The organism is Sideroxydans lithotrophicus ES-1, assembly GCF_000025705.1.
GTDB classification, from domain to species: Bacteria; Pseudomonadota; Gammaproteobacteria; order Burkholderiales; family Gallionellaceae; genus Sideroxyarcus; species Sideroxyarcus lithotrophicus.
On sequence record NC_013959.1, the window covers coordinates 237,428 to 254,772 of the forward strand.

The 17,345-nt window shown below is 58.7% G+C and carries 16 protein-coding genes; all 16 read left to right on the top strand.

Going from position 1 to position 17,345, the window contains the following annotated elements:
* The first annotated feature begins 63 nt into the window (after positions 1 to 63).
* The 16 genes from SLIT_RS01175 to SLIT_RS01245 all read left to right on the top strand — a co-directional run bounded on the left by SLIT_RS01175 (position 64) and on the right by SLIT_RS01245 (position 17,324).
* Positions 64 to 1,977, top strand: a complete 1,914-nt coding sequence (locus tag SLIT_RS01175; protein WP_013028380.1) for a phage tail tape measure protein — start codon at positions 64 to 66, stop codon at positions 1,975 to 1,977.
* Between the two features lie 54 nt (positions 1,978 to 2,031).
* Complete coding sequence (locus SLIT_RS01180) at positions 2,032 to 3,255, top strand: DNA circularization protein (RefSeq protein ID WP_013028381.1); 1,224 nt, start codon at positions 2,032 to 2,034, stop codon at positions 3,253 to 3,255.
* Positions 3,239 to 4,363, top strand: a complete 1,125-nt coding sequence (locus SLIT_RS01185) for a phage baseplate assembly protein (protein ID WP_013028382.1) — start codon at positions 3,239 to 3,241, stop codon at positions 4,361 to 4,363. The genes SLIT_RS01180 and SLIT_RS01185 overlap by 17 nt, the downstream gene beginning before the upstream one ends.
* Positions 4,360 to 4,923: a phage baseplate assembly protein V gene (locus SLIT_RS01190; protein ID WP_013028383.1), complete on the top strand. Its 564-nt coding sequence runs from the start codon at positions 4,360 to 4,362 to the stop codon at positions 4,921 to 4,923. The genes SLIT_RS01185 and SLIT_RS01190 overlap by 4 nt, the downstream gene beginning before the upstream one ends.
* Positions 4,923 to 5,294: a phage GP46 family protein gene (locus tag SLIT_RS01195; protein WP_013028384.1), complete on the top strand. Its 372-nt coding sequence runs from the start codon at positions 4,923 to 4,925 to the stop codon at positions 5,292 to 5,294. Before SLIT_RS01190 ends, SLIT_RS01195 begins: the two co-directional genes overlap by 1 nt.
* 2 nt (positions 5,295 to 5,296) lie before the next feature.
* Positions 5,297 to 6,355: a baseplate J/gp47 family protein gene (locus SLIT_RS01200; protein WP_013028385.1), complete on the top strand. Its 1,059-nt coding sequence runs from the start codon at positions 5,297 to 5,299 to the stop codon at positions 6,353 to 6,355.
* Positions 6,352 to 6,906: a YmfQ family protein gene (locus SLIT_RS01205; RefSeq protein ID WP_013028386.1), complete on the top strand. Its 555-nt coding sequence runs from the start codon at positions 6,352 to 6,354 to the stop codon at positions 6,904 to 6,906. The genes SLIT_RS01200 and SLIT_RS01205 overlap by 4 nt, the downstream gene beginning before the upstream one ends.
* 12 nt (positions 6,907 to 6,918) lie before the next feature.
* Complete coding sequence (locus SLIT_RS14995) at positions 6,919 to 8,244, top strand: hypothetical protein (RefSeq protein WP_013028387.1); 1,326 nt, start codon at positions 6,919 to 6,921, stop codon at positions 8,242 to 8,244.
* A gap of 2 nt (positions 8,245 to 8,246) precedes the next feature.
* Positions 8,247 to 8,774 carry a DUF4376 domain-containing protein gene (locus SLIT_RS01215; protein ID WP_013028388.1) on the top strand — a complete coding sequence of 176 codons (528 nt, stop codon included), beginning with the start codon at positions 8,247 to 8,249 and terminating at the stop codon, positions 8,772 to 8,774.
* Positions 8,774 to 9,232, top strand: coding sequence for a hypothetical protein (locus SLIT_RS01220; protein ID WP_013028389.1), 459 nt, complete (start codon positions 8,774 to 8,776; stop codon positions 9,230 to 9,232). Before SLIT_RS01215 ends, SLIT_RS01220 begins: the two co-directional genes overlap by 1 nt.
* 132 nt (positions 9,233 to 9,364) lie before the next feature.
* Positions 9,365 to 9,550: a Com family DNA-binding transcriptional regulator gene (locus tag SLIT_RS16370; RefSeq protein ID WP_013028390.1), complete on the top strand. Its 186-nt coding sequence runs from the start codon at positions 9,365 to 9,367 to the stop codon at positions 9,548 to 9,550.
* A complete protein-coding gene (locus SLIT_RS01225; protein WP_013028391.1) occupies positions 9,525 to 10,313 on the top strand; it encodes a DNA adenine methylase in 789 nt (262 codons plus the stop codon). The genes SLIT_RS16370 and SLIT_RS01225 overlap by 26 nt, the downstream gene beginning before the upstream one ends.
* Before the next feature lie 141 nt (positions 10,314 to 10,454).
* On the top strand, positions 10,455 to 10,838 hold the full coding sequence (locus tag SLIT_RS01230; protein ID WP_013028392.1) for a TssQ family T6SS-associated lipoprotein: 384 nt from the start codon (positions 10,455 to 10,457) through the stop codon (positions 10,836 to 10,838).
* 169 nt (positions 10,839 to 11,007) lie between these two features.
* Positions 11,008 to 13,050: a CHASE2 domain-containing protein gene (locus SLIT_RS01235; RefSeq protein ID WP_013028393.1), complete on the top strand. Its 2,043-nt coding sequence runs from the start codon at positions 11,008 to 11,010 to the stop codon at positions 13,048 to 13,050.
* Positions 13,051 to 13,124: 74 nt separating this feature from the next.
* Positions 13,125 to 16,880: a tetratricopeptide repeat protein gene (locus tag SLIT_RS01240; RefSeq protein WP_013028394.1), complete on the top strand. Its 3,756-nt coding sequence runs from the start codon at positions 13,125 to 13,127 to the stop codon at positions 16,878 to 16,880.
* A gap of 48 nt (positions 16,881 to 16,928) precedes the next feature.
* Positions 16,929 to 17,324: a tetratricopeptide repeat protein gene (locus SLIT_RS01245; RefSeq protein ID WP_013028395.1), complete on the top strand. Its 396-nt coding sequence runs from the start codon at positions 16,929 to 16,931 to the stop codon at positions 17,322 to 17,324.
* The last annotated feature ends 21 nt before the right edge of the window (positions 17,325 to 17,345 follow it).

Here is a 17,345-nt window from a genome sequence, read left to right on the forward strand (position 1 = left end):
TGCCAAGCCTCCGCAAGGCACTACTACCCGGCGGTTCAAGGGCCACAGAAAGACCAAAAAGCCATGAGCGGCAAGAACTACGAACTTTCCCTGGTGATGAGACTGCGCGACATGGCGTCGCGCGGTTTCAACCTCGCCCAGCGCGACATCCAGTCTGGCATCGATAAGACCAACAAGGCCACCGCCAGCCTCACCAAGACGGTCTCCCAGTACCACAAGACGCGCGATGCGGGTGCCAAGCTCGGCATCCGCTCCGAGCATGACATCCAGCGCGAAATCCAGCGCACGCAGGCCGCCTACGAACGCCTGGCTAAATCCGGCACGATGTCGATGCGGGACCAGGCGCGCGCCGCCGATGCGGCCCGCAGCAAGATCCGCGAACTCAACAACGAGATGGGCAAGTATTCGCTGGGCCAGCGCGCTATGCGTGGCCTGCAGACCGGCGCGAGCGTTGCGGCCGGGGTGATGGCTGGCGGCTATGTGATGTCCAAGCCGATCAACCAGACGATGGATTACGGCATGCGCCTGGCGCAGATGTCCAACACCGCCTTCAGCGAGCGCAACACGCTGGGCCGCATCATGGGCAAGCGCGAACTGGACGCGGCTGTCGTCGCCTCTGTGCGCCACGGCGGTGGCACGCGCGAGAGCGCAGCCGGTGCGCTGGATACGCTGATCGCCTCGGGCGCGATGTCGGCCAAGGATTCGATGGGCATGCTGCCGTCGTTGATGCGCGCCTCGACCGCGTCTGGTGCCGATGCCGGGGAGCTGGCGCAGATCGGCATCCGTGGCATGCAGACGATGGGTATCAAGCCGGGCGAGATGGGCAAGATCCTGGACATGGCGATCACTGCCGGTCAACAGGGCGGCTTCGAGCTGAAAGACATGGCGAAGTGGCTGCCGCAGCAGATGGCGGCGGCGAAGCTGTCCGGGATCTCAGGTACCTCGGGTATGGCGAAGCTGCTCGCGGCCAACCAGGCGTCGGCGATCACTGCCGGCACAAAGGATGAGGCAGGCAACAACCTGGTCAACCTGCTGGCCAAGATCAACAGCCGCGACACTGCCGTGGACGCGCAGCGCATGGGCATCAACCTGTCCGGCACGCTGGCGGCAGCGCGTGGCAAGGGTATGGATTCGCTCGATGCCTTTGTGGGCGTGGTGGATAGTGTAGTCGCCAAGAATGCGGAATTTCAGGCGCTGCAGGCGAAGCTGAAGACGACCACCGGCGCGGATCGGCGTGGCGTGCTGGAATCGCAGGCGGACATTTTGCAGGGTTCGGCCATCGGCCAGATGGTGCAGGATCGCCAGGCGCTGATGGCGCTGGTCGGCATCATGGGCAATCGCGGCTACATGTCCGACGTGCAGAAGAAGACGCTGGCCGGTGAAGGCGCTGCGGAAAAGAACTACGCTGTGATCGCCGAAGAGGCGGGCTTCAAGGTGCAGCAGGCCGCGAACGAAAAGGATATCGCTTCTCAAAACGCTTTCGAGAAATTAACGCCGCTGGTCGGGGCGGTGGCGGATGGATTTACCACGATGGCGCAGCAGTATCCGATGCTCACCGCTGCCACGGTAGCGGCCACGACCGCGCTGACTGCGCTGGCCGTCGCCAGCGGCGCGGCCAGCCTGACCAGCATGTTGGGCGGGAAAGGCGGCGGTTTGACGGGGTTGCTCTCGAAAGGTCGCGGACTGGCTGCCGGTGCGGGCAGCCTGGCGATGCGCGGCGGCGCAATGGCGCTTTCCGGCGCGGGTGCTGCTGTGGCGGGTGCTGGAGCGGCTGGCTACGGGCTGGGCACGCTGCTGTACAACGCCATCGATGAGACCGAGTTCGCCAACAACCTGGGCGGTGCGATTGCGACTGTGCTGGCCAGCCTGGGCAACAAAGAGGCGCAGGATGCGCTCAACGTCACATTGAACCTGGACGGCGAGCAGATCGCCCAGGCAGTCAACATGCGCAACGCCAGAACCTCATCCCGCTATTGATGGCGGAAACGCTTCCGCCTTAACTGCCCCCGCGCGCGCGCGTAAATTCCGCGCATGGCTTGGGAAGACAAATTACTGGACGCATCCTTTCGGGGTATCAAATTCGAGGTCGTGAAGACTGACGATGATGCCCCGCGATCCATTGTCGAACACGCTTACCCGTATGTGAATGGCTCGGATGTCGAGGATATGGGGCGCGGTGCGCGCCGCATTAGTCTTGAGGCGGTGTTCTATGGTGATGATTACGAAACGCGCCTGCAGGAGTTCCTGGACGCGATGGATCAGCCTGGCGCTGGCGAGTTCATTCATCCTGTGTTCGGTTCTATCAAGAACGCCCAGCCGGTACGCTACCCGGTGCATCACGACGCCGAGAATCCAGACTACGCCACTGTCGCTATCGAGTTCATCGAATCGACGCCGGGCGGATCGTTCTTCGAGAAAGCCCTCCCCGCACAAAAGGCGGAAGCCATCACCCAGCAGGGTGCTGCTGCGACTGTTTCGGCATCTGAGGCTGCGGCAAAGCTGATCGAGCGCCTGCAAGCCTACAGCCCGCTGGCCCCATTGGATACGTTGCGCGAGGCGATGACCGGGCCGCTGTTGTATGGCATGGATTTCATCAACACGTTGCTGTCCGGCATGGATGTGCTGGCGTATCCGCGCGCATGGGGTAACGATATCTCGGCGCTGGTGAACGGCGCACTCGATGTGCGTTTGTGGGGTGACCAGCTCGAAGCGGACTGGGCCAGCATCCAGAGCGACCTTCATGCCTTCTCGATCTTCAGTTCGCCGCCTGCAGTCGCCCCCGCACAAGTTACATCGACCACGCTCCCATCCGAAACTCAGGCTGTGGCAGCTATCGCGCTGACGGTGCAGGTCAACACCGCTGTCGGGCTGGCGAATGCGGCCAGCTTTGTGTTGGCCAGCGAATCCGTTACGCCTACCCTGCAACCCGACGAGATTGAGGCGATCAGCAACACGGCCCGCACGAGCATCCAGAACGCCATCGAGCAGGCGCGCATCACTTACGGCATCGAGCAGAGCCGAACGATCACAGAACCGCTGAAAGGCCAAGGGCTGGCGGTTCAGGAGGCGGCGCGGGCGGTCATCGCTGCGCGTCCGCCGCTTATTCAGCGTGCAGCAGATGCGCCGGGCAACATGCGTCTGCTGGCGCACTTGTGGTACGGCGACAACACTCGCGCGCCGGAGCTGTATCGCCTGAACGGCGCACGCAGCCCGTTCGTCAACACCGGAGACAGCGTCAATGCCTACGCCCGATGACACCGTTGAGCTGCTGATCGGCGGCAAGGTGCACGGCGATTGGTCGAGTTACGAGATTGACTCGGACTTGCTGACGCCTGCCGATGGATGGTCTGTCTCGATGGGTATGGTCAACGGCAAGATACCGGCTGATGTGGCGGCTGGTGCGCCCGTTAAAGTGCTGGTCGGCGGCGAGGTGGTGATGACCGGCTATGTGGACGATCCGGACCATCCTGTTAGCAAAACGGGCCATTCTTTTAGCCTTTCTGGCCGGGATATGGCCGCCGACCTGGTTGACTGCTCCGCGCCGATCTTCACGGCCAAGCTGGTGAGCCTGAAACAAATTGCCGCAAAAATCACCAGCCTGTTCGGCATCAAGGCGATTCGCATCGATGCCGATGCAACCCGCACCCGCGAGAAAGTCAGCGTTGAGCCGGGCGACACCGCTTGGGATGCATTGGCCCGTGCGGCAGAGGCGAACGGGCTGTGGCCTTGGTTCGAGCCGGACGGCACGCTGGTGATCGGCGGCCCGGATTATTCGACTCCCATCGTCGCGACGCTGATCCTGCGCAAGTCTGGCGATGGAAACAATCTGATCAGCCTGAATAAGCACGAGTCCATGCACGGTCGGTATTCCAAGGTGACGGTGTACGGCCAGGCGGCAGGCACCGAAACTGAACAAGGGCGGAACGCGCTGCAGGGATCATGGGTTGATGAAGGCGTGCCGCGCTATCGCCCCAAGATCGTGATCGATCACGACTGCGAAAGCGTGGCGATGTGCCGCGACCGCGCGCGCAAGATCATCACCGATAGCCGCTTGAGCGGCCTCACCCTTTCTGCCTTGGTGAAAGGGCACCGCATCGTCGCCCCTGGCCAGCCCTCCGACGGCCAGTTATGGAAGCCGATGCAGCGCGTCCATGTGATCTCTGAGCCGCACGAGATCGACGGTGTGTTCTTCATGATGGCCCGCAAGTTCAACCGTAACCGCCAAGACGGCACGCGCACTGCGCTGACGCTGAAGGAAGACGGCATGTGGCTGATCAACGCCCGCCCGCATAAAAAGGCGCACCGCCGTGGCAAGAACGCCATGCCCGGCGAGATCATCGACGTGAGCGGAGCTGCGACATGATGAACCCTATCAAGGTGATCGACGAGCGCATCAGCCGCAAGCTGGCCAGCATCCGCCAAGCCTTCCGTGGCGTGGTGACGCTGGTGAAGGCGGCGGGTGCGGTGCAGCTTGTCCAGGGCGAAGGCGTCAAGGGCGAACAGGTGCAAGGTGCCGAGATGTTCCAGCAGTTCGGTTACACCAGCAATCCGCCTGAAGATTCGATGTTCATCCTGCTGCCACTTGGTGGCAAGACGGGGCACGGCATCATCATCGCAACCGAGCACGGCACCTATCGCCTGAAAAACCTCGAAAGTGGCGAGACGGCGATCTACAACCAGTGGGGCGATCAAGTGCTGCTCAAGGCGAACCGCCGCATGCAGCTGGTTTCGTCGGTCGGTGTTGATATCGACAGCCCGCAAACGACTATGAGCGGAAACCTTGCGGTTCAGGGAAACATCGTCGCCCAGGGCGACATCAGCGACCACAACGACAAGAGCATGGCCGGAATGCGCGAGGTGTTCAACACGCATGAGCAGGCCGTTTCTGGCAGCACTGCTGCTGCGCCGATAGGACATATGTGATGGATGCCCTGATCGATCCATTGACCCGCGATTACGTGCTGCTTGACGGCGCGATCAAGCGAGACCCGGCCAACGGCCTGCTTAACTCGATCTATTTGCGGCTGACTGTCCCCCTGGGAAGCTACTGGGAAGCGCCAACGCTGGGCAGCAGGCTGTACACCTTGGAGCGCGAAAAGGATAAGGTGCGCGTGGCGAAGCTCGCCACTCAATACGCCAAACAAGCGCTTGACCCGATCCTTGAATCAGGTCGGGCGACCAGCATCACGGTGACATCAGAGCAGCCGAATGACGGACATCTGTACCTGTTGTTCGAGGTCGTTGCGGCCAGCGGCGAAACGTTAACTTTCAAGCATCCAGTCAAGGTGGTTTAACGATGACTTTTCCTACACAGGACTACAGGCAGGTACGCGATCAGATCCTGCGCGATATCGCCAACCAGAACCACGCCGCATACGTCGGCGAGGATTCCGACTTCTACGTTCGCGCGAATGCATCTGGCAACGCAGTCGAAGGGCTGTACGAGCACCAGAAATGGATCATGCGGCAGGTATTCGCAGACACCGCCGATGTGGATATCCTGGAGGCGCGACACGCCAATCCGCGCGGTATCACGCGCAAGGCAGCATCGTTTTCGACCGGCACTGTACTTTTCTCCGGTGTGGTCGGCAGCGCTGTTCCGCTTGGAACGGAAGCCAAAACCGTGAACGGTACCGCCTTCGTTACAACCGCCGGCGGCGTGATTGGCGCAGGCGGTACGGCGGTGGTCGCCGCCAAGGCATCGCTTGCCGGGGCGGCGGGTAACCAGATCGTTGATACCGCGTTGACGCTGAGCGCTGCACCGTCTGGTGTGCAATCCCAGGCGGCCATCGTCAGCATGACGGGCGGCACCGAGATCGAAACCCCGCAGGCACTGCTGGCGCGGGTGTTGTTCGATATGCAGATGCCGCCGATGGGCGGCGCACCGCATGATTATTTCCGTTGGGCAATGGAGGTGTCGGGCGTGACCGATGCCTACGTATTTACCCAGCGGCGCGTCCCGAACGGCGTTGATGTTGTTGTCGAGACATCTGGTGGTTTGCCATCGGCGCAGCTGCTCGCTGATGTGCTGGCTTATATCGAAACGCAGCGCCCGGCGTGTGTGGACCTGATAACGATGGCTCCGACGCTGGTGCCGGTAAACATCGCCGGGGCGCTGGCTCTGGATGGTGTGACGTTGGTCGATGCCACCGCCAGCATCACAGCGGTGCTGCAAGCCTATTTCGCCACACTGGATGTCGGCGAGACCGTCCGTAAGGTGAAGATCGAGGCGCTCATCACCAGCATAAAGGGCGTGGTGGACGTGAGCCTGACCAGCCCGAACGCGAACGTATTGATCCTGGCTGACTCAGCTCATTCTGAGCTTGGTACATTGGGTTCGATTGCGCTGACATGAACCACGCCGAACTTCTAAAGCGTTCACTCCCATCCGTCGCCTATGACCCGAATGGGCCGGTGATTTCTGCCGAGTTGGTGGCAGAGGGAAATGCGCTCGATGAAGCCCTGCGCTCTGCCGATTCGATATTGAACGAGATCGACCCGCGCACGGCGGCGGCGACATTGGACGACTGGGAGCGGGTGCTCGGCTTGTCTGCCTTGGGATTGAGTGTTGAGCAGCGCCGGGTGGCGGCAGGAGCGAAGTATTACTCGCACGGCAGCCAGTCACGGCCCTACTTCATCGGCATCGCCGAAAAGCTCGGATTCCCCGGTACCACCATCACCGAGTACAAGCGAGCCAACTGCAACGGCAACTGCAATGACGCGCTGTATAGCGAGGCGGACCTGTTCGTGTGGACGATGAACGTGCCAGCCCTGGGCGGGTATTTCGCGGCCAACTGCAACAGCAACTGCAACTCGGCACTGGGTTCTTGGGGGTACAGCAATCTTGAGATGGCGATCAATAAAGACCGGCCAGCGCACACGCGCGTGATGTTCAACTACGTATAACAGGAGAGACATATGCAACGAATTTCGACGCTAACCAAAGTCCTGAACCTTTTTGGCATAGGGAAGCATGGATTCCAGAACGGCGACATGGCCACAAGTACACCGCCGACCGACTTCAACGCGGACTGGTGCAACCATGTCCAGGAAGAGATCGCCAACGTGATCGAGGGGGCGGGTATGGCTCTCGATGCCGGGAGCTATGCGCAAATGAGGGAAGCCATCAAACGCATGATCGACATCCAGGCGGGCAACTACGCCCTGGACACCGGCGTCGCCAACGCCTACGTCATCGCCCTCGACCCGCCGATCTCGGCCTATGTCGACGGCATGACCGTGCGCTTCCGCATCGTCAACTCCGTCACCGGCGCGTCGACGCTGGATGCCGGTGCGGGTGCTGTTGGGCTGGTGAACGACGTGGGCGGCGCGCTGGCCAACGGCGACGGTCCTGCGGAAACCATCATCGCCGCGACCTATGTGCAGGCGCTGAACAAGTTCATGATCAACGAGCTGGTCACTTCTCAGGCGCTGAGCCAGGCAGCGGCGGATTCGCTCTATTACCCCCGAGCTATGGCTGATTCCATATTTTCTCCGCCTGTTCGTCAGACCGTCTTATCCGGCAACGTCGACACTAGCGGCTATTCAAGCTTCGGCGGTGCTACTGGCGGAACAACAGTAACAGCGGCCAGCACACTCAAAGCCACGGCTGCATTTGCCGCCGCCAACCGAACTGGTTCAATTGTGAACCCGCAATGGACCGGGCTATCGACCAATGGCACCATGTATCTTGGCTTGACTATCAATGCAGACGGCACCTGCACACCGTTCGCAACCGCGCTTGCCCCTGTGTATCAGTGGGGTGGCGCTTATTCCACCACGAACGGGCAGCGCACCTTCAATGTTCAGGAAATGACAATGAAGGTTGGAAACGGAGCGACCGCCGCCCAGGCATACGATGTATTTGTGGGCGAAGTGACGGTGGCGGGTGGAGTGGTTACGGCGCTCGTGTGGTATGCGCTGATGGGCAGATACGATTCCGGCTGGTTCGCAATTGCAACCACGACCACATACTCAAAAGCGGCAAATCTCGGCGTAGTGGCAAATGCTGTCGATGGGTTTGTATCTAAAAACGCAAACGGGTTGCCTGCCTTTAAGGCCGCATGGAACCCTGACGGCGATGGTGCCCGTGGCCACGGATGCCTTATCGAACAAACCGACAGGAACACGGTAAAGATGAAGACCGAATACACATCTGTGACTGTGAATGCAAATACGAACTACGCAGCTGATTTGCCTACGGCATCTGGTTATGGACGACTTGTTGCGTCGAGGGGGTGGTGATCATGGGGTTCTATATCGGGAATGGGAAATACTACGAAGGCGATAAAGCGGCCGGGGAAGATATTGAAGTCGCTCAAAGACCATCGCCACAGCATGTTTTTGTTGGCAATAGCTGGGTTTTGGATTTGATGGAAAGCAAGCGTTCGTCATGGGAGAAGATCAAAGCCAGGCGCATCGTGGTGATGGGCGGAGGCGTGCAGGTCGGCGCGAGCTGGTTCCACTCCGACGAAACCAGCCGCATCCAGCAGCTCGGCCTGAAGGATGAGGCGCGCGATATGCTGGCGGCGGGCGCGGCAGCAACAGACCAGCTCGTGATCGACGGCTCGCCGGTTATCTGGAAGACCATGTCCGGCTCGTTCGTGCCGATGACGGTGCAGCTTGCGCTGGATATCGTGGCGGCGGTGAAGGTGCTGGACAAGCGCGCGCACACGGCGGCCGAAGGCCACCGAATCGCGATGGAGGCGGCGGCAGATCCGGCGGCATACAACTTCTCGGCCAGCTGGCCCGCTGTCTTCCCGCAGGGGGTGTGATGGTTAAGCTCGGCATCATCATCAATGGTGACAAGCCATCGGGCCGCCTGACGAAGTTCTTCACCGGATGTGCGGCTTACCACGTGGTGTGGGTGGATGAGGAAGGCGGGCGAATGTATGACATGAACCTGCTGCGCCGCCGCCGCAAGTGGCCTTATTACCCGCAGGACCAGGTTGCCCTGTTTGATGCGCCCGGCAAGGTCACCGTTGAGTATCTGGAAGAGAAGCTCACCAGCGATGAGAATGTGTACGGATTCGTCGATTATCTGCTGTTCTCGCTGCGATGGTTGTATCACCTGGTGGGCAAGAGCACGCGCAACGCGGGTGGGAAGATCTGCTCGGAGACGATCAACGACGATATATGGGAGTGCGGCGGCGAAACGCCGTGGAAACCCGGCGATGCACCGCCTTCGCCGTGTGATTTGTTGCGGTGGTTGATGGGCTGGCATTCCATATAAAAAGACGGTGCGACCGCTGGAGGTGCGCTAACACCACCAGTGGCCACCTCCCGCAGATGTAGCCTGCGTTAAGCCAAGGCACCGCACTGCTCGCGAGCAGCGTGCTGAGGCTACCACGCGAGGCATGGCTTGATGGAAACGGTTAGATGTGGCAAGTGCAATAGAAAGCTGGCCGAGGGGGAATACACCCGGTTGGCAATAAAGTGTCCGCGCTGCGGCACTTTGAACCAGGTGAGCGCCGAGAGCGCCAAACCCGAACGCCTTGGAGCGTCTATCCGAAAGGAAGCGCACCATGAGCAAGCAGACCCCGATCTTTAACAATCAGCACACGCCCATCATCCCTTGGGTTGGCGGCAAGCGCAGGCTGGCCAAGCACATCATCCCGATGTTCCCGGCGCATACCTGTTACGTCGAGCCGTTCTGCGGCGCGGCGGCGCTGTACTTCCTGAAGGGGCAAGCCAAGGTCGAGGTGTTGAACGACGTTAACGGCGAACTCGTGAACCTGTACCGGGTGGTGAAGCACCACATGGACGAGTTCGTGCGGCAGTTCCGCTGGTCGCTGACCAGCCGCCAGATGTTCAAGTGGCTGCAAGATACGCCGGTGGACCCGCTTACCGACATTCAGCGGGCCGCACGCTTCTTCTACCTGCAAAAGAGCAGCTTCGGCGGAAAGGTCAGCGGCCAGACGCTAGGCACGGCCACCACCACCCCGCCAAGGCTCAACCTGCTGCGGCTTGAGGAAGACCTAAGCCAAGCCCACCTGCGCCTGTCCCAGACCTACATCGAGCACCTGGACTGGGCAGCCTGCATCGCCAAGTACGACCGCCCCCATACCCTGTTCTACTGCGATCCGCCCTATTGGGGAACGGAGGGTTACGGCGTAGGCTTCGGCATCGAGCAGTATGACCGCATGGCCGAACTGGCTAGATCGATCAAGGGCAAGATGATCATCAGCGTCAACGATATCCCAGAGATGCGTAAAGCCTTCGCCGGGCTGCACATGGAGAGCCTGCCGATCAGCTACACGGTGGGTGGTGGTAAGGGGAGTAAAGCGGCGGAGTTGGTGATCAGAAGCTGGTAGGGGCGCTGGGCCTGTTAAAGTTGCCCCCGTTTGCTACTTTTTAACGGGGCGCGGCTGTTTTGCTTGTCCCAAATGCATCGCAAATCAGTACCAAACGCGTCGCGCGCTTACAGATAATCAACTTGGTACTCAAGGACTGAAGTGAAAAAGGCAGCATGGATCGTGTCGCTGGCTTCGCTTTTGTTGAGCGCGTGTACCACTGTTTTGTGGAATAACGATCCGCATCAGGATCTGGTTGTCGGCATAAAGAGCTTTGAAGAAGGCGATTTTGCGACCGCAACGCTGGTAATGAACCATTTATTGAACCACTCTCCCTATGACGGTCTGGCCACAAAGACCGAACAGGTGACAGCGCATAAATATCTGGCTTTCATACATTGCATCAACGACGAATTGGTACAGTGCAGGAGCGAATTCAGGAAGGCGCTCGAAGTCGACCCACAGTTCAAGCTGAAACCCGAAGAGGCAGGACATCCCAAATGGGGGCCGGTGTTCCGTGAAGAGAAGGCCAGGTTTGCCAAATAGACCTGCGGATGCGGGCCGATATTCTTGAGGTAAAGATTCAGTTCCATCCTGAACGCCGTAAACTGGCCGACTTTATTAGTCGGTCTTTTCATTTCTGCCCTCTGTTAAAACCGACTATGGCATGATGATGGCATAAGCTGATCCAGGATCGTAGTCAGGGGGGTAGAGCATGGGCGCAATGCCGAGTTGGAAAAAACTGCTGGTACGCGGAAATACCGCTGCGTTTTCTTTCGTGCTTGCGCTCCTTTCCATCTCCGTCGTATTGATACTCTACTACACGCAGAACTCCTTCCTCGAGGCCTTCGAAGCCAAGACCTATGACCTGCGCTTCAAGATCATGCGCGGGCCGATCCAGCCCAGTCCGAACATCGGCATCATTGCCATCGACGACAAAAGTATCGCCGAGCTGGGGCGTTTTCCGTGGAGTCGCGATCACTATGCGCGCTTGATCGACAGATTGGCTGCAGCACAAGCCAAGGCAGTGATGTTCGATGTGTTCTTTCCCGAGCCGGAAAGCGCGGAGCATGACCGGCAATTTGCCGCGGCAACGAAGCGGGCGGGCAATGTGGTTCTGGCCGTGGCTTTCGATTTCGACAAGGATGGCCAGGTGAAATCCATCACACGCAGTTTGCCGGAGATCGAGCGCGGCGCGGTCGGGGTCGGGCATATCAACCAGCTGCCGGATGACGATGGCGTGATCCGGCGCAATCCGCTGTTGCTCGAAAAAGACGGCAAGCAGATCCCGTCACTGGGGCTGATGGCGGCGATGCTGGCATTGGGCGAGACAAAATTCGCCGCGGAGGACTTCGACATCGCCCTGGGAGATCGCCGGATTCCCGTGGATGGCGAAAACAGGATGTGGATCAATTATGTGGGCGGACCGGGCGTCTATCCGCGCTATTCGTTCGCCGACGTACTCAAGGGACGCATCCCCGCCAGTGAGTTGAAGGGCAAGATCCTGTTTGTCGGGGCGACCGCACTGGGTATCTACGACATGCGTGTGACACCCTTCAATGGCAATACACCGGGAGTGGAATTGCATGCCACCGTTGCCGACGACATCATCAGCGAACGTTTCATTCGTCAGGGCGGCATTGAAGCACTGATCGACATGACCTTCATCATCGTGCTTGGAGCGCTGGCATATTTCCTGACGACGCGACTGAACTTGTATGGGGCGATTCCGGCCATGATCGTGCTGGTGTCGGGATACATCTGGTTCACCAATTACATGTTCAGCGCCGGCCAATGGATCAACATCATCTACCCGGTGATGTCTGCGATCGTTGCGCTGCTGGTCGGCGGCAGTTTCCGCTATCTCGTGCTGGAGCGCAGTGCGCGCGAGATGCGCTCGATGTTCTCCAGCTATCTGTCGCCCAAGCTGGTGGCACGCCTGGAAAAGGATCCGGAGGCGGCCAGGATCGGTGGCGACAATAAGGAAGTCACCGTATTGTTCACCGATATAAAGAGTTTCACGACGTTCAGCGAAGCGCACCCTCCGCAGGAGGTGGTGTCGCGCCTCAACGAATATCTGGGGGCGATGGTCCAGGTGATCGAACAGCATGACGGCACCATCGACAAGTTCATCGGCGACGGCATCATGGCTTACTGGGGAGCACCGTTGTCGCAGCCTGACCATGCCAGGCTGGCTATCGACTGTATCAAGGCGATCAACCAGCGGATGAATGAGTTGCGCGCGAAATGGCTGGCGATAGGGATGGAGCCCTTCACGATCCGCGGCGGACTCCAGTCCGGCGAGGTGGTGGCAGGCAATATCGGACTGGCCGGGAAAAAGATGGAATACACCGTGATCGGGGACACGGTCAATCAGGCTGCTCGTCTCGAGGGGACGGCAAAATACTATGGCATAAATTATCTGGTGGGCGAGGAGACCTACAAAAAAACCCGCGATATCTGCCGATACAGGGAACTGGACAAGATACGCGTGGTGGGCAAACAAATGCCTGTTACCATTTACGAGCCGCTGGAAGGACTATCCAAGCTGGATGTCGAAACGGCCAAACATTTCGAGGAAGCTCTGCTGCTGTATCGCGCGAAAACCTGGGCAAAGGCGCGCTCTGTTTTTAACGCGGTACTAGAAACCGTGCCGGACGACAAACCCAGTAAAATATTCATTGAGCGATGCGAGTATTTCATGAAGAATCCACCGGAAGAACACTGGGATGGGGTGTTCAACCGTGCAGAGAAGTAACCACAGATTGCCTGGCGCCCTGACGCCGGAAATGTCGAAAACACAGAAATCACTTTGATGGAATGGGCAGGAACATGCGAAACGTACTCTTTGTAATTTCATTGCTGCTATTCAGCGCCGCGGCCAATGCCGCCGATGCAGGCGCAGGCACTACCAATGGTTTTTCCAGGGCCGATTTCCGGAACGAACTGGCTGCGCCCAAATTGCACAAGCTGCTCGGGGTATATGACGGCAACCTTTACATCGCCAGACAGGACGGCTCAGTCGATGTGATGGACAAGGATGGCAAGTCAGTGATGAAGCTGACGGCAAAAAGTGGCGATACCGACCTGATCAAGAGGCCGGAAGCTGTCGCAGTCGCCAGCGACACCATCTATGTGGTGGACAGCAAGACGAACCAGGTGGTCATGTACAGTCTGGCTACCGGAAAATATCAGGGGCGTTTTGGCAGCAAATCCGGCGGGACTCTCGACAGCGATTTCGCACTTGACGAGCCGCAGGGGATCGCAGTCCACGAAGGTGTTGTGTATGTCGCAGATACCGGCAATGAACGCATACAGATGTTCGGGATCAATGGCGTCTTTCTGTCCACTCTGGCATTGAGTGCAACTCCGTCCAGCGCGGCGGAGAAAGAAAAGACCTACAAGCTGGGCGAGCCAACGGATATCGCACTGGATGTGGAGGGGCGCGTCTATGTGCGCGATGCAGACGACAGGTCGATCAAGGTCTATGGGCCGAATGGTTTGTATCTCCGCTCCATGCCCAAGACCGGCAAGCCGGTGGCGATGCGGGTGGCAGAGGACGGCATCTATGTCGCGGATGAAACAGGTTCCGACATATTGAAATACGATTTTGACGGCAATCTGGCCTATAGCTTCGGTTCCGGAGGCGAAGGCAAGGCGCAATTCAAGAGTCTGTCAGGCCTGGCCGTAGACAAGGCGCAGCAAGTCTATGTTGGCGATGCCAAGAAATCGCTGGTGGATGCCTATGTCGTCGAGGCGGGCAAGCCGCTTCCACTTCTTCCCAGGGCGGCAGGGCGAACCTCGGTGAAATGGCTGGAGAGCATTCCGGCGGAGGTGGAACAGCTGGCCTGGGATGGCAAGGAAACGCTTTATGCAATAAGTAAAGACAAAAAGAGCCTGCTGGTCATCCGCAAGGGTGTGGTTGCGAGCGAGATCAAACTGGATAACGTGCAGCTCTCTGCAGTGACCGTGGACAAGAGCGGCGCGATCTGGGTGCTGGACAAAAAGAAATACCAGGGCGCGAAGCTGGATGAAACCGGCAAGGTGCTCATGCGTTTCGGCAGCGAAGGCAGCGGTGCCGGACAGTTCGACAACCCGTCGGCGATCGCCGTATCGGCTTCCGGCATGGTGTTTGTCGCGGACCGCTCGAACCATAACGTGCAGATATTCAGGGAAGACGGCGTATTCCTGAATGCCCTGAACGGGGACAACGCAAAAAAACTCAGCGCGCCGGTGGCCATGTCATTCGACCAGCAGGGTAACCTGTACATCCTCGATGCTTCGCGCGGAAGCGTACTGGCGTATTCCTCAACCGGACAATCGTTGGGCGAATTTGGCGGCAAGAACAAGGAAGGCGACAGGCAGCTGTCCAGGCCGGTATCGCTGATCGCCATCAACGATGAGGTGATGGTGCTGGATGCCAACCAGGTAAAGGTGTTCACCCCCAAGGGACAACTGGTGCGCTCGTTCGGTGCCAAAGGTTCGGGCGTGGGCGCGTTTGACGACCCCGTGTCCATCGCTTACGGAGGCGGCTCCAGTTTCCTGGTTTCGGACTGTGGCAACAAGCGGGTACAAGTGCTGGCGACCTTGTATAAACCCGAAGCTCCACAGCAAGTCGTGGCGCAGGGCAAGGTACATTCCATCGAACTGCATTGGGCGGAAGCGACTGCGTCCTATATCAGGCAATACCGCATCTATCGTTCAAAAAATGAGAGCGGCGGGTTCGTGCAAGTCGGTACGACCCAGAACAACCAGTTCATCGACCAGGACCTGGATGCGGATACGCATTATTACTATCGAGTCAGCGGAGAGACCTATTTTGGCTTTGAAGGAGCGACCAGCCCGATAGCGGGCGCACTGCCAACGAAGTTCGTTCCGCCGACGCTTGCGGCTGTCCAGGTGGCGACCACGCCCTGGCAGGTGAAGCTGGACTGGGCGGCTGCCGATGCCAAATATTTCGGTGGTTACCGCATCTACCAGAAGGAGGGAGATGTTTTCACCAAGATCGGTGAGGTCACTCAGCCGGAATTCATCAAGGATGCATTGACCCCGGAGACCAAATATACCTACTACGTCTCGACCTTCAGCACCGATGGCACGGAGTCCGAGAAGTTTCCGGTCGAGGCGACCACGCAGGTATTCAACCGCCCGCCGCTGGAAATCGAGGTGGTCCAGTTGCGCGACGTGTTCTCCAATTCATACAAGATATATGAGCGTGACGGCATCGGGCGGGTCAAATTGACCAACAACACCAACAAGAGCATGGAGCGGGTCAAGGTCACCTTCCAGTTGCGCGATTTCATGGATTTCCCGACGGAAACCAAACTGGACAAGTTGCTGCCCGGAGAGAGCGAAGAAGTTCCTCTCAAGGCGGTTTTCAACAACAGCATCCTCACGCTCACCGAGGACAGTGCGGTGCAGGCGATGATCGAAGCCAGTTATTTCGAGAACGGCAAGCGCATTACTTTCAGCAAGAATCCGACGGTCAACGTCTACGACAAGCACCGTTTGACCTGGGACGATCGTGACCGTTATGCCGCTTTCGTCACGCCCAAGGATACGCCGGTACTGAACATAGTGCGTTCGGTGGTGACGCAATTCAAGGAAACCAAGGACCAGGCACAGCTGTCGGCGGCGGTGTTCGACATGCTGGGCGTATACGGCATGACCTATATCCCTGACCCGACCAATCCTTACCAGATCACTTCGGGCAAGGCGGATACCGTCGACTACGTCCAGTTCCCGCGCGAGACGCTGGAACGCAAATCGGGTGACTGCGATGACCTGGTGGCGCTCTATTCCTCAGCACTGGAGAGCATGGGGATCAATACCCGCGTGCTGGAGGTGCCGGGACATATGTTCATGATGTTCTCCACCGGGATCGCTGCGGATGACGATGGTTACACCATGGACAATATGTACGCGATCTACCAGAACCAGTTATGGATACCGGTAGAGACCACGCTGCTTGGCAATGCCTTCATCAAGGCATGGGAGAATGGCGCGGCGACTTATTACAAGTGGAAGGACAAAGGCCTGACCGTGCTCGATGTACATACGTCGTGGGAAACCTACAAGCCCGCAAGCCTGCCTGCCTCGAACCTGAAGCAGGGCGACATAACCCGTGCCGAGATCGAGAAAAGATTCCCCGCCGACCACATGTCTGTGCTGAAGATCAGCTCGCAGACCAAGACACGGCGCTATCTCGGCGCAATCAAGAAGAACCCGTCCGATGTCGACGCACACCTGCAGATCGGTATCATCCTGGCCAAGGCTGGAGATCGCGCCGAGGCGATGAAGTATTTCGACAAGGTGCTCAGTCTGGAGCCCAAGAATGCCGCGGCGATGAACAACCGCGGCAACATCTTCATGATCGAAGACAAGCATCAGGAAGCACAAAAAGCCTATCTGGAAGCGACGAAAATGTCGCCCAAGGATGCAAACATCTGGGTGAACCTGGCAAAGGCCTACAAAGCCACCAATGACATCAAGAAAGCCAAGGCCGCATTCATCAAGGCAAAATCGCTGGATCCTGCAGTCAAGGAAGAACATCGTGCGCTGGAACTGGAGCTATTGAATGCACTTTGAGTCGGATGTATCGTTATGAAGCTTGGCGGGATAATCAAGGAGATTCACATGAAGAAACTGGTCGCATTGTTCGTTTTGCTGGGAGTGGTGCTTGCCCATCCGGCGTATAGCGCCGACGACAATCAGGGTGGCTCGCTATGGGAGCGTCTGCGCAGGAAGATCGAAATGTTCACCCCCAAGAAAAAGATCAGCACCACCACCGCGGTGGGAGGCGTGCGCGGTGCCTTGGCCGATGCGGATGATATTTACTGGAAAGGGGAGACCAATGCCCCATCCATCGACGCCGATGAGCTGGGGGCTTTCAAAAAGGCCGTTTCCCTGCACGATGCGGGAGATGTGGAAGGGGCCAAGGCCGGGTTTGAGGACTTCCTGAAGAAGCATCCCAACAGCCAGCTGCGCGAAGATGCCGAAATGGCCTTGGCACAGCTGCAGCCGAAGAAATGACCCCGGCAGGGCGCTAGTCCG